At 61.7% G+C, this 23732-nt stretch carries 25 protein-coding genes and 1 tRNA gene; 17 read left to right on the top strand and 9 right to left on the bottom strand.

The features are described from left to right. Positions 1 to 107 precede the first annotated feature (107 nt). The 5 genes from hpf (at position 108) to P9250_RS20060 (ending at position 4155) form a co-directional block, all read left to right on the top strand. Positions 108 to 467 carry a ribosome hibernation-promoting factor, HPF/YfiA family gene (hpf, locus tag P9250_RS20080; RefSeq protein ID WP_244826921.1) on the top strand — a complete coding sequence of 120 codons (360 nt, stop codon included), beginning with the start codon at positions 108 to 110 and terminating at the stop codon, positions 465 to 467. A 396-nt stretch (positions 468 to 863) separates the two neighbouring features. Then, positions 864 to 1319 (top strand): PTS IIA-like nitrogen regulatory protein PtsN, encoded by a 456-nt coding sequence (ptsN, locus tag P9250_RS20075; RefSeq protein WP_244826919.1) that lies wholly within the window; start codon positions 864 to 866, stop codon positions 1317 to 1319. A 222-nt stretch (positions 1320 to 1541) separates the two neighbouring features. Continuing rightward, a complete protein-coding gene (hprK, locus tag P9250_RS20070; protein WP_061172712.1) occupies positions 1542 to 2510 on the top strand; it encodes an HPr(Ser) kinase/phosphatase in 969 nt (322 codons plus the stop codon). An 80-nt stretch (positions 2511 to 2590) separates the two neighbouring features. Continuing rightward, positions 2591 to 3487, top strand: coding sequence for an RNase adapter RapZ (rapZ, locus tag P9250_RS20065; RefSeq protein ID WP_310394784.1), 897 nt, complete (start codon positions 2591 to 2593; stop codon positions 3485 to 3487). A gap of 35 nt (positions 3488 to 3522) precedes the next feature. Further along, entirely contained in the window at positions 3523 to 4155 is a 633-nt protein-coding gene (locus P9250_RS20060; RefSeq protein WP_244826917.1) for an LON peptidase substrate-binding domain-containing protein, read from the top strand. Between the two features lie 4 nt (positions 4156 to 4159). Here the strand turns inward: P9250_RS20060 and mutY are convergent, their stop codons facing one another. Then, positions 4160 to 5221: an A/G-specific adenine glycosylase gene (mutY, locus tag P9250_RS20055; RefSeq protein WP_250525342.1), complete on the bottom strand. Its 1062-nt coding sequence runs from the start codon at positions 5219 to 5221 to the stop codon at positions 4160 to 4162. 5 nt (positions 5222 to 5226) lie between these two features. Further along, positions 5227 to 6057: a bifunctional DNA-formamidopyrimidine glycosylase/DNA-(apurinic or apyrimidinic site) lyase gene (gene mutM, locus P9250_RS20050; protein ID WP_250491739.1), complete on the bottom strand. Its 831-nt coding sequence runs from the start codon at positions 6055 to 6057 to the stop codon at positions 5227 to 5229. Between the two features lie 86 nt (positions 6058 to 6143). On the opposite strand from mutM, the gene P9250_RS20045 reads away from it, so the two are divergent. The 8 genes from P9250_RS20045 to hisC all read left to right on the top strand — a co-directional run bounded on the left by P9250_RS20045 (position 6144) and on the right by hisC (position 13289). Next, entirely contained in the window at positions 6144 to 8012 is a 1869-nt protein-coding gene (locus P9250_RS20045; RefSeq protein ID WP_310394780.1) for a tetratricopeptide repeat protein, read from the top strand. Then, entirely contained in the window at positions 8012 to 8647 is a 636-nt protein-coding gene (gene lolB, locus P9250_RS20040) for a lipoprotein insertase outer membrane protein LolB (RefSeq protein WP_310394778.1), read from the top strand. Before P9250_RS20045 ends, lolB begins: the two co-directional genes overlap by 1 nt. A gap of 16 nt (positions 8648 to 8663) precedes the next feature. Next, a complete protein-coding gene (ispE, locus tag P9250_RS20035; RefSeq protein ID WP_310396818.1) occupies positions 8664 to 9545 on the top strand; it encodes a 4-(cytidine 5'-diphospho)-2-C-methyl-D-erythritol kinase in 882 nt (293 codons plus the stop codon). Between the two features lie 53 nt (positions 9546 to 9598). Next, a tRNA-Gln gene (locus P9250_RS20030) sits at positions 9599 to 9675 on the top strand. Between the two features lie 50 nt (positions 9676 to 9725). Next, positions 9726 to 10679 (top strand): ribose-phosphate pyrophosphokinase, encoded by a 954-nt coding sequence (locus P9250_RS20025; RefSeq protein ID WP_310394776.1) that lies wholly within the window; start codon positions 9726 to 9728, stop codon positions 10677 to 10679. Between the two features lie 152 nt (positions 10680 to 10831). Next, complete coding sequence (locus tag P9250_RS20020; RefSeq protein ID WP_244826910.1) at positions 10832 to 11449, top strand: 50S ribosomal protein L25/general stress protein Ctc; 618 nt, start codon at positions 10832 to 10834, stop codon at positions 11447 to 11449. Positions 11450 to 11597: 148 nt separating this feature from the next. After that, positions 11598 to 12200, top strand: a complete 603-nt coding sequence (gene pth / locus P9250_RS20015; protein WP_310394774.1) for an aminoacyl-tRNA hydrolase — start codon at positions 11598 to 11600, stop codon at positions 12198 to 12200. Between the two features lie 18 nt (positions 12201 to 12218). Then, positions 12219 to 13289, top strand: coding sequence for a histidinol-phosphate transaminase (hisC, locus tag P9250_RS20010; RefSeq protein WP_310394772.1), 1071 nt, complete (start codon positions 12219 to 12221; stop codon positions 13287 to 13289). 17 nt (positions 13290 to 13306) lie between these two features. On the opposite strand, the gene P9250_RS20005 is transcribed toward hisC, so the two are convergent. From P9250_RS20005 to rsmD, 3 genes are all read right to left on the bottom strand, one after another. After that, positions 13307 to 13564, bottom strand: coding sequence for a YfhL family 4Fe-4S dicluster ferredoxin (locus P9250_RS20005; protein WP_310394770.1), 258 nt, complete (start codon positions 13562 to 13564; stop codon positions 13307 to 13309). Between the two features lie 80 nt (positions 13565 to 13644). Next, positions 13645 to 14151: a pantetheine-phosphate adenylyltransferase gene (coaD, locus tag P9250_RS20000; protein WP_244826906.1), complete on the bottom strand. Its 507-nt coding sequence runs from the start codon at positions 14149 to 14151 to the stop codon at positions 13645 to 13647. A gap of 103 nt (positions 14152 to 14254) precedes the next feature. Continuing rightward, positions 14255 to 14902 (bottom strand): 16S rRNA (guanine(966)-N(2))-methyltransferase RsmD, encoded by a 648-nt coding sequence (gene rsmD, locus P9250_RS19995; protein WP_310394768.1) that lies wholly within the window; start codon positions 14900 to 14902, stop codon positions 14255 to 14257. A gap of 244 nt (positions 14903 to 15146) precedes the next feature. Between rsmD and ftsY the strand changes: the two genes are divergently transcribed. Continuing rightward, positions 15147 to 16436 (top strand): signal recognition particle-docking protein FtsY, encoded by a 1290-nt coding sequence (ftsY, locus tag P9250_RS19990; RefSeq protein ID WP_310394766.1) that lies wholly within the window; start codon positions 15147 to 15149, stop codon positions 16434 to 16436. Between the two features lie 106 nt (positions 16437 to 16542). Continuing rightward, positions 16543 to 17910, top strand: coding sequence for a Fic family protein (locus P9250_RS19985; RefSeq protein WP_310394764.1), 1368 nt, complete (start codon positions 16543 to 16545; stop codon positions 17908 to 17910). A 31-nt stretch (positions 17911 to 17941) separates the two neighbouring features. On the opposite strand, the gene P9250_RS19980 is transcribed toward P9250_RS19985, so the two are convergent. From P9250_RS19980 to P9250_RS19970, 3 genes are read right to left on the bottom strand one after another with little or no spacing between them, the layout of a single operon-like run. Beyond that, a complete protein-coding gene (locus P9250_RS19980; protein ID WP_250462836.1) occupies positions 17942 to 18574 on the bottom strand; it encodes a LysE/ArgO family amino acid transporter in 633 nt (210 codons plus the stop codon). Further along, positions 18571 to 19215: a maleylacetoacetate isomerase gene (gene maiA / locus P9250_RS19975; RefSeq protein ID WP_250491734.1), complete on the bottom strand. Its 645-nt coding sequence runs from the start codon at positions 19213 to 19215 to the stop codon at positions 18571 to 18573. Before maiA ends, P9250_RS19980 begins: the two co-directional genes overlap by 4 nt. A 9-nt stretch (positions 19216 to 19224) precedes the next feature. Beyond that, positions 19225 to 19923, bottom strand: a complete 699-nt coding sequence (locus P9250_RS19970) for a fumarylacetoacetate hydrolase family protein (RefSeq protein WP_250462832.1) — start codon at positions 19921 to 19923, stop codon at positions 19225 to 19227. Between the two features lie 297 nt (positions 19924 to 20220). Between P9250_RS19970 and ybiB the strand changes: the two genes are divergently transcribed. Continuing rightward, positions 20221 to 21198: a DNA-binding protein YbiB gene (gene ybiB, locus P9250_RS19965; RefSeq protein WP_244826899.1), complete on the top strand. Its 978-nt coding sequence runs from the start codon at positions 20221 to 20223 to the stop codon at positions 21196 to 21198. A gap of 467 nt (positions 21199 to 21665) precedes the next feature. Then, positions 21666 to 23321 carry a 2-isopropylmalate synthase gene (gene leuA, locus P9250_RS19960; RefSeq protein ID WP_310394760.1) on the top strand — a complete coding sequence of 552 codons (1656 nt, stop codon included), beginning with the start codon at positions 21666 to 21668 and terminating at the stop codon, positions 23319 to 23321. Positions 23322 to 23344: 23 nt separating this feature from the next. Here leuA and P9250_RS19955 read toward each other — a convergent pair whose 3' ends face one another. Further along, the gene (locus P9250_RS19955) at positions 23345 to 23728 is read right to left on the bottom strand and encodes a nuclear transport factor 2 family protein (protein ID WP_250508523.1); all 384 of its coding nucleotides are present in this window, start codon (positions 23726 to 23728) and stop codon (positions 23345 to 23347) included. Positions 23729 to 23732 lie beyond the last annotated feature (4 nt).

The raw sequence follows: 23732 nt of genomic DNA, 5'->3' as shown, positions 1-23732 counted from the left end.
TCGGTGCGCCTTTCCTCACGCGCTCGTAGCTCATGCGCTCTGGAGTCGCATCGCCGACCGGTATCGGACGAGCCTTGGCCTGGCGGCCATCAGCTTGGAGAGCAACTATGAACTTGAAGATCAGTGGACACCACCTCGAATTGACGCCTGCGTTGCGCGAGTACGTGATCACGAAACTGGACAGGGTGCTGCGTCACTTCGATCAAGTGATCGACGGCAGCGTTGTCCTCTCGGTCGACAATCATAGGGAAAAGGACAAGCGGCAAAAGTGTGAAATCAACTTGCACGTGAAGGGCAAGGACATTTTCATCGAGAGTTGTGACGTTGATATGTACGCGGCCATCGATCTGATGGTGGACAAGCTGGATCGTCAGGTCATCAAGCACAAGGACAAGATCCAGGGCCACGCTCACGAGGCCATCAAGTACCGCGCCGAAGCGCAAGAACTGGAAGCGCCGTCGCCCTGAATGCGGCGCGTCGCGTGATCCGAAGTCGTTTTGCACGTGCCCGCCGCCAGCCGGTGGGCGAGTTTGGAGGAAATCCTCCAACCTTGGCCGAACAGTCATCGAGAGCACAGACCAGAGCAAAGCCGCCCGCCTTGGCGGCTTTTTTGTTGGGAATCGGTGACGAGTCAGTACAAGCCATTGATTTCCCGGGTTTTGTACTGCACATTGAGTTGCAATAGGGCAATGGCGCGCCGCACCATCACGCATTACCCTGTTCTATAATGGCCCGGTTGTTACAGGGGTTAACCAAACAGATACGCTGCAGGAAGCCCAAGCGCATTTTCCGTCCGATCGTCGCCGTGAGCGCTTACAGTAGCCACGATGAGGAGCTATCAGGCCACGCATCAGCCTGCCAACATGAATCGTTTAGCCAAATTTCTTCCCATCGAGAACGTGGTTCTCGGACTGGCCGTTACCAGCAAGAAGCGTGTATTCGAGCAGGCGGGTCTGATTTTCGAGAACCAGAACGGCATCGCCCGCAGCATCGTCACCGACAATCTCTTCGCTCGTGAGCGTCTCGGCTCGACTGGCCTCGGCGAAGGCGTCGCCATTCCACATGGCCGCATCAAGGGGCTGAAGCAACCGCTCGCCGCCTTCGTGCGCCTGGCGGAGCCTGTCGCGTTCGAATCGCCCGACGGGCAGCCGGTTTCGCTCCTGATCTTCTTGCTCGTGCCCGAGCAGGCGACCCAGCAGCATCTTGAAATTCTCTCGGAGATCGCGCAATTACTCTCCGACAGCGAAGCGCGCGAGCGTTTGCATAAGGAAGAAAATCGCGAGGCCCTGTATCAGGTCCTCACGCAGTGGCAGCCGTAAGCGGCGCGCTCGCACTGCCGAGAGCCGCATTTGCAGCAGGCCGGCCGCCCTTTCCAGGCTTTTTGGGGCGTCTCGCTTATGCGGTGCTTCTGCGGCACAATCGTTTCAAACGCGGTCTGAACGCGGGTCAAACGCAGTGAAATGCAGCACCATGCGGCTGATTGAAGCAATTCGCTTCGGCGCGCGTTGGCTGCTCCCGGCTTCCAACGGAGTTCCGGCCTCATGGATACGTCCAGCATCAACGCCCAAAGCATTTTCGACGACAACGCCGCCACTTTGAAGCTCAGTTGGCTGACTGGGCACGAAGGCTGGGAACGCGGGTTTTCGAGTGAAACCGTTGCCAACGCGACCTCCAGCGCGGACCTGGTCGGCCACCTGAATCTGATTCACCCCAACCGTATCCAGGTGCTCGGCGACGCCGAGATCAACTACTACCAGCGCCAGTCCGACGAAGACCGTTCGCGCCACATGGCCGAACTGATCGCGCTGGAACCGCCGTTTCTCGTGGTGGCCGGCGAAGTCGGCGCGCCGCCGGAACTCGTGCTGCGCTGCACGCGATCGTCCACACCGCTTTTCACGACGCGCATGTCCGCGGCCGCGGTCATCGACAGTCTGCGCGCTTACATGTCACGCATTCTCGCACCACGCGCCACGCTGCATGGCGTGTTCATCGACATTCTGGGCATGGGAGTGCTTCTGACCGGCGACTCCGGCCTCGGCAAAAGCGAACTCGGGCTGGAGTTGATCAGCCGTGGCCACGGTCTGGTGGCCGATGACGCCGTGGATTTCGTGCGCCTTGGTCCTGATTTCGTCGAAGGGCGCTGCCCGCCCCTGCTGCAAAATCTGCTCGAAGTGCGCGGTCTCGGTCTGCTGGACATCAAGACGATTTTCGGCGAGACCGCCGTGCGCCGCAAAATGAAACTCAAGCTGATCGTGCAATTGGTCCGTCGGCCGGATGGCGAGTTTCAACGGCTTCCGCTGGAAAGTCAGACCGTGGATGTCCTCGGTCTGCCGATCAGCAAAGTGACGATTCAAGTCGCCGCGGGCCGAAACCTTGCTGTGCTGGTAGAAGCGGCGGTACGCAATACGATCCTGCAATTGCGCGGCATCGACACGTTGCGGGACTTCATGGACCGTCAGCGGCTCGCCATGCAGGACCCGGATAGCCAGTTCCCCGGCAAACTGATCTAATTTCCCGCCCGAGTTCACGCTCGAAGCGCGAAAAACGGACTAAAAGCCAGTGCTAAGATAAGGCAATTGAAGCGAAGCCCATGCGTATCATCCTGATCACCGGCATCTCCGGCTCTGGCAAATCGGTTGCGCTGAACGCTCTCGCGGACGGCGGCTACTACTGCGTCGACAATCTGCCGCCGCGCTTCTTGCCCGAACTGGCCGATTACCTGTCGAGCGAAGGACAGCAGCGTCTCGCCGTCGCCATCGACGCGCGTTCGAGCCATTCCCTGGACGATGTTCCCGGCATCATCCACACACTGTCTAGCAAGTACGACCTGCGCTTGTTGTTCCTCAACGCAAGCACGCAGTCGCTGATTCAGCGCTTCTCCGAGACGCGTCGCCGTCACCCGCTTTCCGGTTCACCCATGCACGAGGCCGATGTCGGCGTGCTCAACTCGCTCGCGGAAGCTATCGAGCGGGAACGCGAACTCGTGGCCGACCTGGCCGAATACGGCCATCAGATCGACACCAGCAATCTGCGCGCGAACGTTCTGCGCGCGTGGGTCAAGCGCTTCGTCGAAACCGATGCCGCCGACCTCACCCTCATGTTCGAATCGTTTGGCTTCAAGCGCGGCGTGCCGCTCGACGCCGATCTTGTTTTCGACGTGCGCACGCTGCCGAATCCGTATTACGACCGCGAGTTGCGCCCGTTCACGGGCCTCGATCAGCCGATCATCGACTATCTTTCGGCGCAGCCCATGGTCGGCGAGATGATCGACGACATCGGCGAATTCGTCGGCAAATGGCTGCCGCGCTTTCGCGACGATAACCGCAGCTATCTCACGGTTGCGATCGGCTGCACGGGCGGGCAACATCGCTCGGTGTACATCGCACAGGCGCTGGCCGCGCACTTTCGCGGCGACGCCAATGTGATCGTGCGGCATCGTGACGCGCCCATCCCCGTGGATGACAGCGCAATCCACACGCGAACCTGATCGCCGCGTCGGCGGTCGCAAACTGGAGGCGCGCAATGTCCTCGAACCCCGTTCTAGCCGACTTGCCGCTGTTTCCGCTTCACACCGTCCTCTTTCCCGGCGGCCTGCTGCCGCTCAAGATTTTCGAGGCGCGCTATCTCGACATGGCGCGTTCGTGTCTGCGCGAGAAGTCGCCGTTCGGCGTGTGCCTGTTAAAGAGCGGTCATGAGATCGCGTCGCCGGGAGATCCGTCGGTGCCGGAAAGCATCGGCTGTCTTGCCGAAATCACGGAATGCGATGTCGATACCTTCGGCCTCCTGCTCGTGCAGGCGCGCGGAACGGAACGCTTTCGGCTCGTGACGCATCGCGTCGACCCGAGCAATCTGCTGGTTGGAACGGCGGAAGTGCTGGGCGAGGATCAGCCGCTGCATGGCGCCGAAACGCTCGCCAAGTTCGGCGCGTGCGCGGAGGTGCTGGAGCGCATCATCGAGACCATCAAAACGCGCGAGCCGCAGAACCTTCCGTTCGTCGAGCCCTATCTCTTCGACGACCCCACCTGGGTGTCGAACCGTCTTGCCGAAATCCTGCCGATTCCCATGCGCGCGCGCCAGAAGCTCATGGAACTGATGGATGCCGGCGCGCGTATCGACGTCGTGCATCACTACATGCAGCATCATCAACTGCTTTAGCGCTTCAGATGAGCGAGCCGGTGAGCCCGTCGAGCAGCTTGCGAACGGGCGCGGGAACGCCGAACGCATCGAGCCGGGAAAGCGGCGCCCAGACGGTTTGCGCGTTGTTCAGTTCGCGCGGCGTGCCACGGGTTTCGCCGAGACGCGGCTCGATTTCCAGTTTGAAATGCGTGAACGTATGCGAAAGCGGCGCAAGCCGCTGCAAGTGCGCGTCGCCGCCAAAACTGTGCGCCACGGCCGCGAGCGCGGCTTCGTCGGCGGCTTCGGGCAAGCTCCAGAGACCGCCCCAGATTCCCGTCGGCGGACGCTTTTCTAGCAGGATCGAATCGCCGTCTTTCAGCACCAGCATCCACGTCTTGCGCGTCGGCACCGCTTTCTTCGGACGCGCCGCCGGCAACTCGCGCTGACGTCCTTCCACGTTCGCCACGCAATCCGGCGCGAACGGACAGCGCGCGCAATCGGGCTTGCCGCGCACGCACAGCGTCGCGCCGAGGTCCATCAGGCCTTGCGTGTAGGCGGTGACTTCATCCTTGTTGGCGGCATCGGGCAAGAGCGATTCGGCGAGCGTCCACATTGCGTTCTCCACACGCTTTTCGCCCGGAAAACCTTCGACGCCGAACACGCGCGCAAGCACACGCTTCACGTTGCCATCGAGGATCGTCGCGCGCGCAGCGAACGCGAACGATGCAATCGCCGCCGCCGTCGATCGGCCGATGCCCGGCAATTCCGCGAGCGCTTCGACTGTCCGCGGAAACGCGCCGCCGTGTTCGAACGCCACGACCTGCGCGCAGCGATGCAGATTGCGCGCGCGCGAGTAATAGCCGAGCCCGGCCCAGAGCGCCATCACGTCGTCGATCGGGGCGTCCGCGAGCGCAGTCACGGTCGGGAAACGTTCGAGAAAACGCGCGTAGTACGGAATGACCGTGCTGACCTGCGTCTGCTGCAGCATGATCTCCGAGAGCCAGATGCGGTAAGCATCGCGCGTGTTCTGCCACGGCAGGTCGTGACGGCCGTGAATGCGTTGCCACGCGATCAGGCGCGCGGAAAAGTCTGTAAGAGCGAGCATTGAGTTCAACGTTGGCAGCGCGGGCAGAAGTACGTCGAGCGTTGCCCCTGGACGATTTGCTTGATGGCGGTGCCGCAAACATGGCAGGGCAATCCGGCGCGATCATAGACGAAATAGTCGAGCTGGAAGTAGCCCGATTCGCCATTGCTGCCGACAAAGTCGCGCAGCGTGCTGCCGCCCTTTTCGATCGCCGCCGCGAGCGTCACGCGCACGGCATCGGCGAGCAGATCGTAGCGCACGAGCGAGATGCGCCCGGCGGCAGTCGTCGGACGAATGCCCGCGCGAAACAAGCTCTCCGACGCGTAGATATTACCCACGCCCACGACGATTCCACCCGCAAGCAGCGCCTGCTTCACCGACACCTTGCGCCCGCGCGTCGCGCGAAACAGCAGCGCGCCCGAGAATTCGGGCGAGAACGGTTCGACGCCGAGACTCGCGAGCAAGGGATGAGCGAGGACGTCGCCATCGGCGCGTGCGTGCCACAGAATCGCGCCGAAGCGACGCGGATCGCGAAAGCGCAGGATGAAGTCATCGAACACGATATCGACGTGATCGTGCTTGGCGGCATCCGGTGGGCGCGGCACGTTACGCAAGACGCGCAACGTGCCTGTCATGCCGAGATGCACGATGAGCCAGCCTTCGGCCGTCTCGAAAAGCAGATATTTGCCGCGCCTTTCGACCTTCTCTATTTTCAGGCGCGCGAGCGTCTTTGCGAGATGCGCCGGAATGGGCCAGCGCAGCGCGGGCGTACGCACATCGACATGCTCGACGCGCCTTCCGGCGACATACGGTTCGATTCCGCGACGGGTGACTTCTACTTCCGGCAGTTCTGGCATATTTCCTGGAGAGCGTCTTGCTGGGACGAGTGTGCCGGTATTTTAGCCACCGCGTTACAATCGACCGAAACATCGTCTGGATTTCCATGAACCCGTTCGAAATCAAACTGAATACGTTGCGTCAGGCCGGCCTCATCCGATCGCGTGCACGGTCAAGGGCGCGGTTCACGCGCATGGCCGGCGCGATTGCAGTTGCATTGTCCGCGATCGCTTTCACGCCCGCGCACGCTCAGGTACCGAACGCGACACCCGTGCCGAGCACCGACGATCAGGCTGCGGCGCAAAACGCGTCTGATCTTCTGACCGCGCCTGTCAATAACGCGGAGTCGCAGGATTTGCCGAACGTGGCGGCATCCAGCCAGATCGTCTTTCAGGTGTTGGCGGCGGAAGTCGCCTTGCAGCGCGGCCAGGCCGCGCCCGCCTATCAGACTTACCTCTCGCTCGCGCGCGACACGCATGATCCACGCTTCGCTCAGCGCGCCACGGAAATCGCCATTGCCGCGCAGAGCCCCACCGACGCAATGACCTCCGCGCAGCTTTGGCAGCAATTTGCGCCGCATTCCGAGCGCGCCGCGCAGTTGAGCGCTTCGTTGTTGATCGTGTCCGGCAAGCCCGACGACGCGAAGCCCACGCTGCAAAACGAACTCGCCAAGGTTCCGGCCGAGCAACGCGGCGAAGCCATTCTTTCGTTGCAGACGCTGCTTGCTCGCGGACCGAATCGCGTAGGCGGCCTGAATGTCCTGAAGGATCTCTCCGCGAACGACTTGGATCTGCCCGAAACGCAACTCGCGCTCGCCCGTCAGCAGTTGCTCGCGGACGACCAGCCGGGCGCGAAGGCATCGCTGGAAAAGGCGTTGAAGCTGCGCCCGGATTACTTGCCCGCGGCGCTCACGCTCGCGCGCATGGGCCCGGAAGAGCGCAAGGAAGGCATCGCTTCGTTCGAGAAGTATCTCGACAAGAATCCGAAGTCGCATGACGCGCGGCTCGCGCTGGCGCAGTTGTATCTGTCGTCGGACCGGCTCGACGACGCGCAGAAGCAGTTCGAGATCATGCGCAAGAACGACTCGAAAGATCTGACGCCGCTCATGGCGCTCGCGCTCATCGACATTCAGAAGAAGCAGTTCGACAAGGCGCAGGACCTGCTCAAGCAGTACGCGCAGGCTGCGGAGGCGTCGCCCAACGGCGATCCGGGACAGGCTTACATCTACCTCGCACAACTGTCGCTCGAACAGAAGGACGAGGCGCAAGCAAGCCAGTGGCTCGACAAGATTCCGCGCACGAGCCAGCAATATTTGCCCGCGCAGATCACGCGCGCGCAACTGCTCGCGAAGCAAGGCAAGGTGGATGAAGCGCGATCGCTTCTCAATGGCCTGCAAAGTTCCGATCCGCGCGACCTCGCATTGCTCGCGCGCACCGACTCGGCGATTCTTTTCGAGGCGCATCGCTACGACGAAGCGGAAGCGAATCTCGCGAAGGCCGTGGCCGCGTTCCCGGACGATCCGGATCTCGCCTACGACTACGCCATGGCCGCCGAAAAGAATGGTCACTACGACGTAATGGAAACGCAGTTGCGCAAGCTCATGCGCGTGGACCCGAGCAATCCGCAGGCATATAACGCGCTCGGCTACTCGCTCGTGGATCGCAACCAGCGCGTCGACGAAGCGGTGAAGCTGATCGAGAAGGCGGTGTCGCTCGCGCCGAACGACGCCTTCATCATGGACAGCCTCGGCTGGGCGCGCTTTCGCCAGGGCAACGCGGCCGAAGCCGAAAAAATTCTCTCGGACGCCTACAAGATTCAGCCGAACGCGGAGATCGGCGCGCATCTCGGCGAGGTGCAGTGGAAGTCCGGGGAGCAGGATCAGGCGCGCGCCACGTGGCGTCAGGCGCAGAAGCTCGAACCCGACAACGACACGCTCGTCAAAACGCTCAAACGACTTCAGGTAAACGATCTTTGATGGCTTTCGATTTCATTGCCGGCGCGTCGCGCGGTTTCATGCGCAAAGGCGCGCTCGGTTTCACGGCCGCGACCGTGTTGATGCTTGCCGGTTGCGCATTGCAGCCGCGTTTGCCGACCACATCGGATAAGACGACTTCGCTCACCACGCAGACGAGCCGCGCGTATCACGGACGCTTCGCCGTGCAGTACAACGACCAGAACGGCACGACGCGCAACGCCTACGGCAACTTCGACTGGCAGGAAACCGGGGACACGGTGACGCTCCAGTTGCGCAACCCGCTCGGCCAGACCATGGCGATCGTCACTTCGTCGCCGTCGCTCGCGACGCTCGAACTGCCGAACCGGCCGCCAGTGAACGCCGAGAACGTGTCGGAGCTGATGCAGAACACGCTTGGCTTCGCGCTGCCGGTCGAGGGCTTGCGCTACTGGCTGCAGCCGTCCGCGGCGCCAACCTCGCGCGCGCAGACCACGCTCGATCCCGAAGCCAACAACGGCCGCCCCAAAGAGATCAGACAGGACGGCTGGACCATCGACTATCTCGCCTATGCCGACGCGCCCGCGACGGGCGTCAAGCGCGTGAACCTGGTCCGCTCGGAACCGCCGCTCGATATCAAGCTGGTGCTCGATGAATAACGCCTTCGCATCAGAAATGTCATCGACTCACGACTCGCTTTGCAACTGCCTCGCGCCCGCCAAGCTGAACCTCTTTCTGCACATCACGGGCCGTCGTCCGGATGGCTATCACTCGCTGCAGACTGTCTTCCAGTTGCTTGACTGGGGCGACATGCTGCACTTCAAGCGACGCGATGACGGCATCGTTACGCGCAAGACGCTCGTGCCGGGCGTACCGGAAGCGGACGATCTGGCCGTGCGCGCGGCGCGCCTGCTGCAGAAGCACACCGGCAGTCGCTTTGGCGTCGAGCTCGAGATCGACAAGCATCTGCCGATGGGCGCGGGGCTTGGTGGAGGAAGTTCCGACGCGGCAACGACTCTTTTAGCGTTGAATCGTCTCTGGGGTGTTGATCTTTCGCGTGAGATTCTGCAGAATCTCGCCCTGCAACTCGGCGCGGACGTGCCGTTTTTTGTCTTTGGGCAAAATGCTTTTGCAGAAGGTGTTGGCGAAGCGCTGCAGGCAGTCGTTCTGCCCAAGCGTTTTTTCCTGGTAGTTACTCCTTCAGTTCACGTCCCGACCTCGGCGATTTTTTCGGAAAAGGCCTTGACAAGGGATACGAAGGTCGCCACAATGACGGACTTTCTTGCAGCGCAAAAGTCAGACACTAACTGGCCAGACAGCTTCGGTCGAAATGACATGCAGGCTGTAGTTGCAAGAAAGTACGCGGAAGTTGCACAGGTGCTCGAGTGGTTTTCCAATCTCGCACCCGCGCGAATGACCGGATCTGGAGCAAGCGTGTTCGCCGCTTTCCCGAGCCGAGCCGAAGCAGAGATGGCGCAAGCCAAACTCCCGGCAAGCTGGAAGAGCGTGGTGACAAGCAGTCTGGAACGTCATCCTCTCTTTGCTTTCGCGTCATAGGTTTCGTTTTGCCGGGTATGTCCTACACTTCCCGGCGAGACTCAAAGTTGTGTAGGGGAGTCGCCAAGTTGGTCAAGGCACCGGATTTTGATTCCGGCATGCGAGGGTTCGAGTCCTTCCTCCCCTGCCATTCCTTTTCTCGCGTTTTTCCTCTCGCCTCCAGCCGCAGACAGGTGCACGATGAGCAGTGACGGCCTGATGGTATTTACTGGCAACGCAAATCCCGCGCTTGCACAGGAAGTCGTCAAGATCCTTGGAATTCCTCTCGGCAAAGCGATGGTCAGCCGTTTCTCCGACGGCGAAATCATGGTCGAGATTCAGGAAAACGTTCGAGGTAAAGACGCATTCGTTCTGCAGTCCACCTGCGCACCGACGAACGACACCCTGATGGAACTCATGATCATGGTCGATGCGCTCAAGCGCGCATCAGCAGGCCGGATCACTGCAGCCATCCCCTATTTCGGCTATGCGCGTCAGGACCGCCGTCCTCGTTCGGCGCGAGTGGCCATCTCGGCGAAGGTCGTCGCGAACATGCTGGAAATTGCCGGCGTCGATCGCGTGATCACCATGGACCTTCACGCCGACCAGATTCAAGGTTTCTTCGACATCCCCGTCGACAATATTTACGCTACGCCCGTTTTGCTCGGCGATCTGCGTAAGCAAAATCACGATCATCTGCTGGTTGTATCGCCGGACGTCGGCGGCGTGGTGCGCGCACGTGCACTCGCCAAGCAGTTGAATACGGATCTCGCGATCATCGACAAACGTCGTCCGAAAGCGAATGTCGCCGAAGTGATGAACGTGATCGGCGAAGTGGAAGGCCGTACCTGCGTCATCATGGACGACATGGTCGACACCGCCGGCACGCTCTGCAAGGCAGCGCAAGTGCTGAAAGATCGCGGCGCGACTCAAGTTTTCGCATATGCCACGCATCCGGTGCTGTCGGGTGGCGCGGCGGAGCGTATCGCGGCGTCGCAATTGGACGAACTCGTGGTGACGGACACCATTCCGTTGTCGGCGGAGTCACTCGCGTGCCCGAAGATTCGTCCGCTGTCGAGCGCGGGTCTGCTCGCCGAGACGTTCTCCCGAATCCGGCGCGGCGACTCGGTCATGTCGCTTTTCGCGGAAGGTTGAGCAAGAATTAGCAAGGAACGCGGAGCACGAGCTTCGCGTTTTTGCATGATCGGCAGGAACGAACGAAGGTTCTTGCCGTTGTTGTGGGATCAGCGCATTTTCGTTGATCCCGATTTTCACTGCCTGGTCGCGGGCAGATATAGGAGTTTCAAATGAAAGTCGTCGCTTTCGAGCGTAGCAAGCAAGGTACGGGTGCGAGCCGCCGCCTGCGCAATTCGGGCAAGACCCCGGCTATTGTGTACGGTGCGGACAAGGACGTTCAACTGGTCGAACTGGACCACAACGCCCTGTGGCACGCGCTGAAGAAGGAAGTTTTCCATTCGTCGATTTTGGAACTGGAAGTCGCTGGCGGTTCGCAACAAGTTCTGCTGCGCGACGTGCAATATCACCCGTTCAAGCAACTGGTGCTGCACGTGGATTTCCAGCGTGTCGACGCGAACAAGAAGCTGCACACCAAGGTGCCGCTGCACTTCATGAATCAAGAGACCAACCCGGCCGTGAAGCTCGCGGGCGCGGTGATCTCGCACGTCGTGACGGAACTGGAAGTGGAATGCCTGCCGGCAGACCTGCCCGAGTTCCTGGAAATCGATCTGGCGACCATCGAAGCCGGCCAGACGATGCACGCAAAGGACATCCCGCTGCCGAAGGGCGTGAGCCTGACGATCGCGATCGAAGCGGAAAACCCGGTGGTTGCATCGGCGACCATTCCGGCTGCTGTCGTGTCGGATTCGACGGACGAAGCCACGGGTGAAACGCCGGCTGCTGAGTAAAACGCATCAGCTAGCGAAGTATCGCTATCCTCTCGATCCGTTCGCAAGAACGGTCGACGTGACCCGCCGGCGCGCAAGCCTCGGCGGGTTTTTTTTCGCATCAACACCAAACGATACGAGCAGGCTTCTTAGCCTGCGATGATTCGACATGATCAAGCTGATCGTTGGCCTGGGAAATCCGGGCGCCGAATACACCGCGACGCGCCATAACGCGGGCTTCTGGCTAGTCGACCAATTGGCGCGCGACGCCGGCGCGAGTCTGCGCGACGAGCGCCGCTTTCACGGTCACTATGGGCGCGGACGTCTGAACGCGCATGAAATCCATCTGCTGGAACCGCAGACGTTCATGAACCGCTCGGGACAATCGGTGGTTGCGGTCGCGCAGTTCTTCAAGATTCTTCCCGATGAGATTCTCGTCGCACACGACGAACTCGATCTTCCGCCCGGCACCGTCAAGATGAAGCTGGGCGGCGGCAGCGGAGGCCACAACGGGCTCAAGGATATTTCCGCACATCTGTCGTCGCAGCAATATTGGCGGCTGCGCATTGGCATCGGGCATCCGCGTGATCTGATTCCCGAAGGCGCGCGTGCGGGCGCGAAGCCGGACGTCGCCAATTTCGTACTGAAGCCGCCGCGCCGCGAAGAGCAGGACGTGATCGATCAGTCGATCGAGCGCGCGCTCGCCGTCATGCCCTTCGTCGTCGCGGGCGAAAACGAACGCGCGATGATGAACCTGCATCGCAATCCCTGACTTCCACTGGAGCAGACCGTGAGCCGTTTCTGGAGCGATATCGTCCATCGACTGACGCCTTATGTGCCGGGCGAACAGCCCGCGCTGGCACATCCCATCAAGCTCAACACCAACGAGAATCCGTATCCGCCGTCGCCGCGCGTGGTCGAGACGATTACGCGCGAACTCGGCAAGGACGGCGCGTCGCTGCGCAAGTACCCAGATCCGACCGCGCGCGCGTTGCGTGAGGCGGTGGCGAAGCATCACGGTTTGCGCGTGGAGCAGGTGTTCGCGGGGAACGGTTCGGACGAAGTGCTCGCGCACGCGTTTCAGGCGCTCTTGAAACACGACAGGCCGATTCGTTTTCCCGACATCACGTACAGCTTCTATCCGGTTTATGCCCAGTTGTACGGTGTGGAATACGAGGCGATCCCGCTGAACGCGGATTTCGGTATCGATACCGACGATTACCGCGCGCCAGGCGGCGGCGTGCTGTTGCCGAATCCGAATGCGCCGACGGGCCGCGCCCTGCCGCTCTCCGAAATCGAGGTGCTGCTGAAGGCGAATCCGGATGCGCCAGTCATCATCGACGAAGCGTACGTGGATTTCGGCGCGGAATCGGCCGTGAATCTGGTCGATGCTTATCCCAATCTGCTGGTTGTGCACACGACTTCGAAGGCGCGTTCGCTTGCGGGCATGCGCGTGGGTTTCGCATTCGGCGATGCAAGCCTGATCGAAGCGCTAACGCGCGTGAAGGACAGCTTCAACTCGTATCCGCTCGACCGGCTCGCGCAAGTAGCGGCGCTCGCTTCGTATGAAGACCGCGCGTGGTTCGAGGAGAGTTGCGGCAAAGTCGTCACGAGTCGCGACAAGTTGACGGCGCAATTGAGCGCGCTGGGATTTGAAGTGGTGCCGTCGGCGGCGAATTTCGTCTTCGCGAAACACCCCGCGCACGACGCGCTCGCGCTCGCCACCGCGCTTCGAACGAAGGAAATCTTCGTGCGGCATTTCAAGCTGCCGCGCATCGACCAGCATTTGCGGATAACGGTCGGCACGCCAGACGAATGCGATGCGCTCGTCGCTGCACTGACCGAACTCGCCGGCGCGTAAGAACAGAAATAAGGCGGTTACTCGCCTTTCGCCGCCATCAACGCGCGGCATTTGTCCATCAACTGCTCCGGCGACTCGACGTGCGCCGGGTCGCGCGGAATGCATTCGACGGGGCACACCTGTTGACACTGCGGCTCATCGAAGTGGCCGACGCATTCCGTGCACTTGTTCGGATCGATCACGTAGATCTCCGTACCCATCGAAATGGCGTCGTTCGGGCACTCGGGCTCGCACACGTCGCAGTTGATGCACTCGTCGGTAATGATCAAAGACATGATGCTTCACTCTCTTGCGCCGGCGATGTTCCGGCATGGAGTCCGCGCATCGCGCGAGCGCTGATACGCGGACCCGGCGCTCAAGGCGCCGAAGGATCTTTCTGGGCGGCCACGCCGACCTTGTCGGTCAGCCGCTTCTCCACCGATGGAAACACGAACTTGCTCACATCGCCGCCAAGCTGGGCGATCTCGCGCACGATGGTGCCCGAAATGAACTGGTACTGGTCCGACGGCGTCATGAACATGGTTTCGACGTCGGGCAAAAGATAGCGATTCATGCCGGCCATCTGAAACTCGTACTCGAAATCCGATACGGCGCGCAGGCCCCTCACGATCACGCGCGCGTTGTTCTTGCGCACGAAATCTTTTAGTAGCCCGGTGAAACTGCTTACCTGGACGTTCGGATAATGCCCGAGCACGTCGTGGGCGATATCCAGCCGTTCCTGCAGCGAAAAAAACGGCTTTTTCGCGCGACTGTCGGCCACGCCGACTACCAGCGTATCGAAAATGCTCGATGCGCGCCGGACGATGTCTTCATGCCCGCGCGTCAGCGGGTCGAACGTTCCCGGGTACACGGCGACAACCATGAGCTTTCTCCTCTTTTATTTACCTTGGACCGCGTGACAGCGATGGCCCATTTTCCCCGCCCCCGTCCGAACGCGCCGGGCGCGCCAGATCGGGGAACGCGCATTATTCATCATTTTGGCGGCGCAGCAAATGATAGCGAACCATGCCCGCTTTCCCTTCGCGCGTGATTTCCCAGCCCGCCAGAGCGTCGATGCTCGCCGGTTCCAGCGAATCGCCGCATTCGACGTAGAGCGCGCCATCTGCGGCGACGAGCGGCGCGGCGATCTCAAGGGCGCGCAAGAGCAAAGCCTGATCGCCGAAAGGGGGATCGAGGAACACGACATCGAACGAGCCTGGCGCGAGACTGCGAGCCAGACGCAGCGCGTCGGCTTCGGCGATCTCGATGTTGCGCGCATCCAGCCGCGCCTGATTCGCTTTGAGTTGCGCGACCGCGCGGCCGCTACGCTCGACCATGAGCACGCGTGCCGCGCCGCGCGACGCGGCTTCGAAACCGAGCGCGCCGCTGCCGGCGAACAGGTCGAGACAGCGCTGGCCATCGAGGTCCTGGCCGAGCCAGTTGAAGAGCGTTTCGCGAACACGGTCGGGCGTGGGTCTCAGACCGTCGAGATCGAGGACGGGCAGCGGCGTGCGCTTCCAGTTTCCGCCGATGATGCGAATGGTGTGCGGCTTGCCGCTGCGCGATGACGCGCGGCTCGAAGAGGCCGAGGAACGGGCCGGAATATGCGGACGAGTGTCGGACGAACGGGACATAAAAGAGATTGAGTGAGACTGGCGCGCGGCCCGGCCGATGGGCGTTTTGACTGTTCCCGGCGACTGGCGCGGGCCGTGAGCGCCCACGTTACCACAGCGCGGCGTCGTGCCGGGAGGCGCACAGGCGCGTCGGGCCGCGCCTGATAAAATACGCGGCTTACACATCTCAGCGCGAGCCGCGCAAACGCGAGCGCATCGGCGCGTAGACGCGAACCGGCAAGCACGCGCGCTCTCCTCACATACTATGTTCAGCTTCTTCAAACGATTCAAAAAGCCGGCTGACGAGCCGCTCTACACGCCGGAAGAGGACAACCTCGAAGCGGACGACGACGGTTCCTCGGTTGCATTAGAGGACGAGGCGTCGGGCGAGCATGTTCATGGTGAAGACGCGGCGGCCTCGAACACGCAAGCTATTCGCGGCGACGCGGCGGCGTCTGACGAACATGTTCATGGCGGCAACGCGAAGCCGCATCAGGCTGAAGCTGCAAACACATCATCACATCGAGCACCGGCGCCTTCGGCCGCAGAGCCTACGCAATACTGGCAAGGCCGCACCGAATCTCAATGGCTGCGCGCGCCCGAGACCGATCAGGCGAGCGAGGAAATCATGCCGCCGCCCGAGCCCGATCCGGCCGCGCGCAAGTCCTGGCTCGCGCGTCTGCGCAATGGGTTATCGAAGACGAGCACGAGCCTCACGGGAATCTTCGTCGGCGCGAAGATCGACGAAGATCTCTACGAGGAGCTCGAAACCGCGCTTCTGATGTCCGACGCGGGCGTCGATGCCACCGAATATCTGCTTGAATCCTTGCGCGAAAAAGTGCGCGCCGAGCGTTTGACGGACGCCACGCAAGTGAAGGCCGCACTGCGCGTGCTCTTGATCGACTTGCTGCGTCCGCTCGAAAAGTCGCTGATGCTCGGCCGCGCCCAACCGCTCGTGATGATGATCGCGGGTGTAAACGGCGTCGGCAAGACGACGAGTATCGGCAAGCTGGCGAAGCATCTGCAGCATTTCAATCAGTCGGTGCTGCTCGCCGCCGGGGACACATTCCGCGCCGCCGCGCGCGAACAACTCACGGTCTGGGGCGAGCGCAACAACGTGATGGTGATCGCGCAGGAAAGCGGCGACGCGGCCGCCGTCATCTTCGACGCCGTGGGCGCTGCCCGCGCGCGCAAGATAGACGTGATGATGGCCGACACCGCCGGCCGCCTGCCGACGCAGTTGCATTTGATGGAAGAACTGCGCAAGGTGCGCCGCGTGATCGCCAAGGCGATGCCCGACGCGCCCCACGAAGTGCTGCTCGTGATCGATGCCAACACGGGACAGAACGCTCTCGCGCAAGTGAAGGCTTTCGACGACGCGCTCGGCTTGACGGGTCTTATCGTGACCAAGCTGGACGGCACGGCGAAAGGCGGCATTCTCGCGGCTATCGCGCGTCAGCGGCCGATTCCGGTGTATTTCATCGGCGTTGGAGAAAAGGTCGAGGATTTGCAGCCGTTCAGCGCGGAAGAGTTCGCGGACGCGTTGTTGGGGTGAGGTGTGGCGCTGATGAGATTCGATGAGATCGGCGTTAATCTTATCAATCTTATCAATCTTATCAAGCCGATGATAAGATTAAGCTATTCTTATCATCGGCGCCGTTATGATCGACCAATCGCTTCTTCTAGCCATCGTCCAGTGCGTAGCGCAACGCATCGAGGCGGGTGATCCCGGTGTTTCTGCTGGCGTCATCGAGGCAAGCATCGGGCCGTGGTCCAGACCGACAGTCAACCGCGCTCTGGCCCGGCTGGTCGCGCAAGGCTCACTGGAGCGACAAGGCGCGGGAAGGTCGACCATCTATCGAACGCCCAATTCTTCGTCGTTGGTCGAGGTGCAAGAGGAACTCCGCGGGCCTGCCGGTACACGCTATCGTGCGTTGGATGACGAAGCGCGGAAACTGATTGCCGCGCTGTCGGCTCCGCTGGGAATGCGACAACCTGTCTCTTATCAACGCTCATTTGTCGATGCTTATCGGCCGAATTTCGGCGGTCTACTGCCCGCCGCTCTAGCCGAAGATCTGTATTCAAAAGGCAAGTCGCAGGATCAACAGCCTGCCGGAACATATGCGCGAAAAGTTTTGGAACAACTGCTCATCGACTTGTCATGGTCGTCATCGCGACTCGAAGGCAATCAGAAGACCCTGCTAGATACGCGAGAACTGTTCGAAAGGGGACGAACGGAAACCGATGACCGCGACGCGACCATGCTTTTGAATCACAAGGAAGCGATCGAATTCATGGTCGATGCGGTTCCCACCGAAGGCATGACGGTGCCTGTCGTTCGAAATTTGCAGAGTCTGCTCATGCGCGATCTTCTGCCGGATGCAGCCGATCTCGGTGCTATCCGAAGCAAGATCGTTAGCATTCATGGGTCGGTGTACATGCCCAGTCAGGTGCCGAAGCTGCTCGAAGAGATGCTTTTGCAAATCATCGATAAAGCGACTCGAATCCATAATCCTGTGGAAGCAGCGTTTTTCGTTTGGGTGAATCTCGCGTATCTGCAGCCTTTCGTCGACGGGAACAAGCGCACTAGTCGCCTGAGCGCAAATATGCCGCTCATGTTGTCGAATTGCGCACCCTTGTCCTTCCTCGACGTCGAGCAAAGCGATTACGCGCTGGCGATGATAGGCGTCTACGAGCGACTCGACGTCACTTTGGCAATCGATTTGTTCGAGTGGACCTACCGCCGCTCGATCGATAAATATCAGGTCATCGTCGAGTCCATGGGCGGCCCAGACCCGTTGAGAGCCCGCTATCGTGAGCAGCTTGGTGAAGCGATTCGACAGATCGTGTTTTTCGGTTCTACCTTGAATCAGGCAGTCGAAGGCGCAGGCTTATCCGAAACCGATATGGCCGCTTTCAACGGAATGCTCAGGACAGAACTCGAGCACCTCGAAGCGTTCAACTGTGCAAGATATCGTCTCCCGATGATCAAGACACAGGAATGGATAGACAAAGGACGCCGCTTCTAGCGTCGGCTTGCTTCATGGCGCGCTGGACTCTTCACCGCGCCACCACCAACGTCCCCGCAATCCACCACATCACGCAGCCGACGATCACATCCAGCACGCGCCACGACACGTCCTTCTCGAACCACGGTTTTAGCAACCGCGCGCCGTACCCTAGCGCCGTGAACCAGACGACCGACGAACACATCGCGCCCGCCGCGAACCACGCGTTTCCCGGCCACGCATAGCGCGCGCCGATTCCACCTAGCAGCACCACGGTATCCAAATAAACATGCGGATTCAGCAGCGACAACGCAAAAACCGTTGCCGCCGCGCCAGCCGCCGTCTGCGAATCGCGCTCCGAGGCATTCAAATGTCCCGGCCCGCGCCACGCCGCGAGAAACGCCCGCACGCCGTACAGAAAGACGAAAGCCGCGCCCGCCCAGCGGATCACGTCGAGCAGAACCGGCGCACGTTCGATCAGCGCGCCCATTCCGCCAATGCCAAGCCCGATCAACATGACGTCGATAGCCGCGCAGATTGCCACGACGATCCCCACGTGCTGGCGTTTCAGACCCTGCCGCAACACGAACGCGTTCTGCGCGCCGATCGCGACGATCAGACTCGCGCCCAAACCCGCGCCTGACAGATAACTCGACAGCGCACCCGCCGGAATCACCGCCGTCATTCGGCGTCCGGTTGCTGGCCAGGCGCGGCGCGCGCGAAGGCGTCGATCTGGCCGGCGTGATCGGCAATGCGCGTGATCGTCGGATACGCATTCAGATCGATACCGAAGCGTCGCGCATTGAACACCTGCGGCACGATGCATAAATCGGCGACGGTCGGGGTATCGCCGAAAGTGAGCGCGCCGACGCGCTCGTCGCGCGCCAGCCGCTTCTCAAGCGATTCGAACCCCGCCTCCACCCAGTGCCGGTACCAGGCGTCCTTCACGTCATCAGGCGTCTTCACTTCGTGCTTGAGGTATTTGAGCACGCGCAGATTGTCGAGCGGATGAATCTCGCACGCGACCTGCAGCGCGACCGAACGCACGAACGCGCGATCCACCGGGCGCTCGGGCAACAGCGGCGGCTGCGGATGCGTCTCCTCCAGATACTCGATGATCGCGAGCGACTGCGTGAGCACGTCAGCGCCATCGACGAGCGTCGGCACGATGCCGTCCGGATTGAGCGCGCGGTATTCGGGCTTCAGTTGCTGACCGCCTTCGCGCAGCAGATGAACGCCCTCGTACTCGTAGCCGAGCCCCTTCAGATTCAACGCGATACGCACCCGATACGCCGCCGAGCTGCGAAAGTAGCTATAGAGCTTCACGGGTGAGCCTCAAACCACGCGCACGGAGAAATCGCCGATACCTTCCACGCCGCCCTTGAGCAGATCGCCCTTCACCACCGCGCCGACGCCTTCGGGCGTGCCGGTGAAAATGAGATCGCCAGGGAAGAGTTCGAAAAGCGTGGAAAGGTAAGCCACCGTCTCGCCGACCGACCAGATCAGCTGCGAGATGTCGGAGCGCTGCTTTTCCTCGCCGTTGACGGTCAGCCAGATCGCGCTTTTTTCCAGATGCCCGACTTTCGATACCGGATGAATCGGACCGATGGGCGCGGAGCGGTCGAAACCCTTCGCGGTATCCCACGGGCGACCCATTTTCTTCGCTTCGGCTTGCAAGTCGCGACGCGTCATGTCGAGGCCGAGCGCGTAACCGTAGACGTAATCGAGCGCCTCGTCGGCGGGAATGTCCTTGCCCTGCTTGCCGATAGCGGCGACGAGTTCCATCTCGAAGTGCAGGTTTTTCGTCTGCGACGGATACGGAAACTCGCCCGTGGCTCCCGGCGCGACATACAGCACGGCATCGGCGGGCTTGCTGAAGAAGAACGGCGGTTCGCGGTCGGGATCGTGGCCCATTTCACGCGCGTGCGCTTCGTAATTGCGGCCGACGCAGTAAATGCGGCGCACCGGGAATTGCTCGCTCGAACCGTCGACTGGCACCGCCGCTGCGGGCGCCGGAGGAAACACGTAACTCATTCCGCTCTCCTTTTGCTGTTTTCTGGGTTGCCGCCTCGTTCGGTGCGAACGCGCGGCGAGAGAGCGAGTGTAACGCGCGAGGCCGAATCGTGGCGGCGCTTGTCTGGCGGGCTTTCGCGGGCATTCGCGTGCTTTCGCCGAGCCGACAGCGGGCTTACCGGCGCGAACGGATTCGGCGTTGGCAACTTGCCAGCATCGCTTAAATGCGATACTGAAGGTCTATCCCGCTCCTTCGAACTCGCGTGCCGCATCGCTCACGAACTTGAACATCGAGCCTGCGGCCCGCGCAAGCCGCCAATGACAGAGACAGAAACCCCCGCCAACCACTTTGCCTGCGCACGCTACATCAAGGAAATCGGCCGCGGGCCGAACGGCGCGCGCGCATTGTCTCGCGACGACACCTACGCGCTCTACGAAGCCATGCTCGACGGCCGCGTGTCCGATATCGAACTCGGCGCCGTGCTGCTCGCTTATCGCGTGAAGGGCGAGACATCAGCCGAACTCGCCGCTATGCTTGCCGCCGCGCATCGCTCGTTCGAGCCGCTGCACGTGCAGGAAGGCCGCGAACATGCGCGGCCCGTGTCGATTCCAAGCTACAACGGCGCGCGCAAGCAGCCCAATCTCACGCCGCTCCTGTCGCTTTTGCTCGCGCGCGAAGGCGTGCCGGTGCTGGTGCACGGTGTCGTCGACGATCCCGGCCGCGTGACGAGCGCCGCGATTTTCGGCGAACTCGGCATTCCGCACGCGGCTTCCCGCGACGAAATCGAGGATAGTCTCGCGTCCCGCCGGCTCGCGTTCGCGCCGATCGCCTCGCTCGCGCCGAAGCTCGCGCGCCTTTTGAAACTGCGCCGCGTGATGGGCGTGCGCAATTCGACGCATACGCTCGTGAAGATTCTTCAGCCGTTCGCCGATCCGGGCTTGCGGCTCGTGAACTACACGCATCCGGAATATCGCGAAAGCCTGACCGGGCTTTTCACCGAGCATCCGGACGCCGCTGCCGGTGGTGCGCTGCTCGCGCGCGGCACGGAAGGCGAAGCGGTGGCAGACACGCGCCGGCAAGTCCAGGTCGACTGGTTCCACGACGGCCACGCGGAAACGCTGATTTCGCCCGAACATTCGCAACCGGATGCGCCGCCCATCGATTTGCCCGAGTCGCTCGATGCCGCGATCACCGCGCGCTGGATCGAAAGCGTGATGCGCGGCGACGTGCCCGTGCCGCCCGCCATCGCGCGTCAGGTGGAAGTCATCGCCGGGATCGTTCGAAAGCCGGTCTGAGTGCCCCGGATTCGGCTTGTGCCGATTGCAAAAAGATTCAGCACGTATTTGACACGATCTTAAGCAGTGGTTTAGAGTGCAAATATGCGTCTCACCCAGTCTTCCTCCCTCCGAATTATTTCGGGCCGCCTAGCGCGGCCCCTATCGCTACGTCTAGCGTAAATCGCCAGGCGTAGCGCCTCGCGTCGTCAAGGCGCGCGGTCCTGCCAGTAGTTCTCGTAGTTCCTTCCTTACCACTTGTAGTCGTCAGCTTTTCGGCTCGCTCATCCTGCGAACTGAAAACGCGAGGGTCAAATGCACGCTGCTTCGCGCACGTTCACGTTGGTCGCAGGCGTCACCATCGCCGGGACGCAACGTGTACGCTCGCCAGGCGCTGTCTCACGTGCATCGCGCCATTGCCGGCCAGCCGCCGGTCAAGGCATCTCTTGCAGACGCTACGCAAACTGTCCGAAGAGAGATCGACGATCATGATGCCGAACCCCGCCGAGAAATACCGCCCGTTTCCGCAAGTCCGCCTGAATGGCCGCCGCTGGCCGAACCGCACGATCGAAAAAGCGCCCATCTGGATGAGCACCGATCTGCGCGACGGCAACCAGTCGCTCATCGAGCCGATGAGCATCGCCGCAAAGCTCGTATTCTTCGAGATGCTGGTGGCAACGGGCTTCAAGGAAATCGAGGTGGGGTTTCCGTCGGCATCGCAGACGGATTTCGATTTCGTGCGCAAGCTGATCGACGAGAAGCGCATCCCGGACGACGTGACGATCGAAGTGCTGGTGCAATCGCGCCGCGAATTGATCGAGCGCACGTTCGAGGCAGCGGAGGGCGCGAGCAAGGTGATCGTGCACTTGTACAACGCGATCGCGCCATCGTTCCGGCGCATCGTGTTCAATCAGTCGCAGGAAGAAGTTAAGGCGCTGGCGGTGGAAGGCACGCGCATCATCAAGGAATGCGCCGATGCACGGCCGCAGACGCGCTGGACCTACCAGTACTCGCCCGAGACCTTCAGCATGACGGAGTTGCCGTTCGCGCGTGAAGTCTGCGACGCCGTCGCGCAAATGTGGCGTCCGACGCCCGATCACAAGATGATCGTCAATTTGCCGGCCACGGTGGAAGCCGCGACGCCGAACGTATTCGCCGATCAGGTCGAATGGATGGACCGCAATCTCGGTTATCGCGACAGCATCGTGCTTTCGGTGCATCCGCATAACGATCGCGGGACGGCGGTCGCGGCCGCGGAGCTTGCGGTGCTCGCGGGCGCGGAACGCGTCGAAGGTTGTCTTTTCGGCAACGGCGAGCGCACGGGCAACGTCGACCTCGTCACGCTTGCGCTCAATCTCTACACGCAGGGCGTCGATCCGGGCCTCGATTTCTCCGATATCGACTCGGTGCGTCGCGTCGTCGAGCGCTGCAATCAGTTGCCGGTGCATCCGCGTCATCCGTATGCGGGCGATCTCGTTTTTACGGCGTTTTCGGGCTCGCATCAGGACGCCATCCGCAAGGGTTTTGCGCAGCGTCAGCCGGGCACGGTCTGGGAAGTGCCGTATTTGCCGATCGATCCCGCCGATCTCGGTCGCAGCTACGACGCCGTGATCCGCGTGAACAGCCAGTCCGGCAAGGGTGGCGCGACTTATCTGCTCGAACGCGGGCTCGGCTTCACGCCGCCGCGCCGCGTGCAGATCGAGTTCAGCCACGCCGTGCAAAGACTTGCGGACATGTCGGGCGAGGAAGTCACCGGTGACGCAATCTGCACACTCTTCACGCAAGAATACTTCGACGCGGGCGGCGTGGTCGCGCGCGTCGATGCGGCGACGCTCTCCGTGTTCGGGCGCAACGTCGCGGTGCCGCCGGCATCAGGCGCGACGAGCGGCGATGTCTACGCGCAAGCCGTGGCGGCGTGTTTCGATGTATCGGCAAACGTGAGCTGGTTCGAAACGGCGGTAACGGCGAGCGGCGATACGGCCGTCTTCGTAGGCTGCCGCGTCGGCGACGAGCCGTTGCGCTTCGGCGTCGCGGTGCACGCGAATCCGGCGTTGGCTGTCGTGGATGCGGTCGTCAGTGCGGTGAATCGGTCGAAACCATTGGGCCGTCAGGCAGAGCGGCAAGACGAAGCGGTCGAGGCTTGATGCCTCGACGTCGCGCGCGGCGGCTACTCCAGCGCCACGCGCGTCGCCTGCAAGGCTAGCAGCAGCCATTGGCCGTCGGTCTGAACGTGAACCGCGGTATAGGCAATGGGAAACAGCAGCGCGCCGTTCTTCGATTCCATCTCGATCAGCGCCCGTCCCGAGACGAGGCAGGTGTCCTTGCCGGCGACGATCACGTCCTGCGACTGGATCTCGATCTGCCGATAGCGGCGTCGACCAGCGGTGATCGCGTCGATGAACTGGCGCTTCGTCTCGCGCTTGCCGTTCGTGTGAACGTAGCTGACGTTCTCGGCGAGAAGCGCATCCAGAGCCGGGCCGTCGCTGTCGACCATCGCCCGGAAGCGATCGCGCTCGAGGCCTCGAATGGCCTCCATGGATTTTGCCGGCATCTGT

This window comes from Caballeronia sp. LP006 (assembly GCF_031450995.1).
In the GTDB taxonomy this organism is placed as follows: Bacteria; Pseudomonadota; Gammaproteobacteria; order Burkholderiales; family Burkholderiaceae; genus Caballeronia.
Note: the sequence above shows the minus strand (reverse complement) of the source record. Positions and strands in the feature narration are given on the sequence as shown.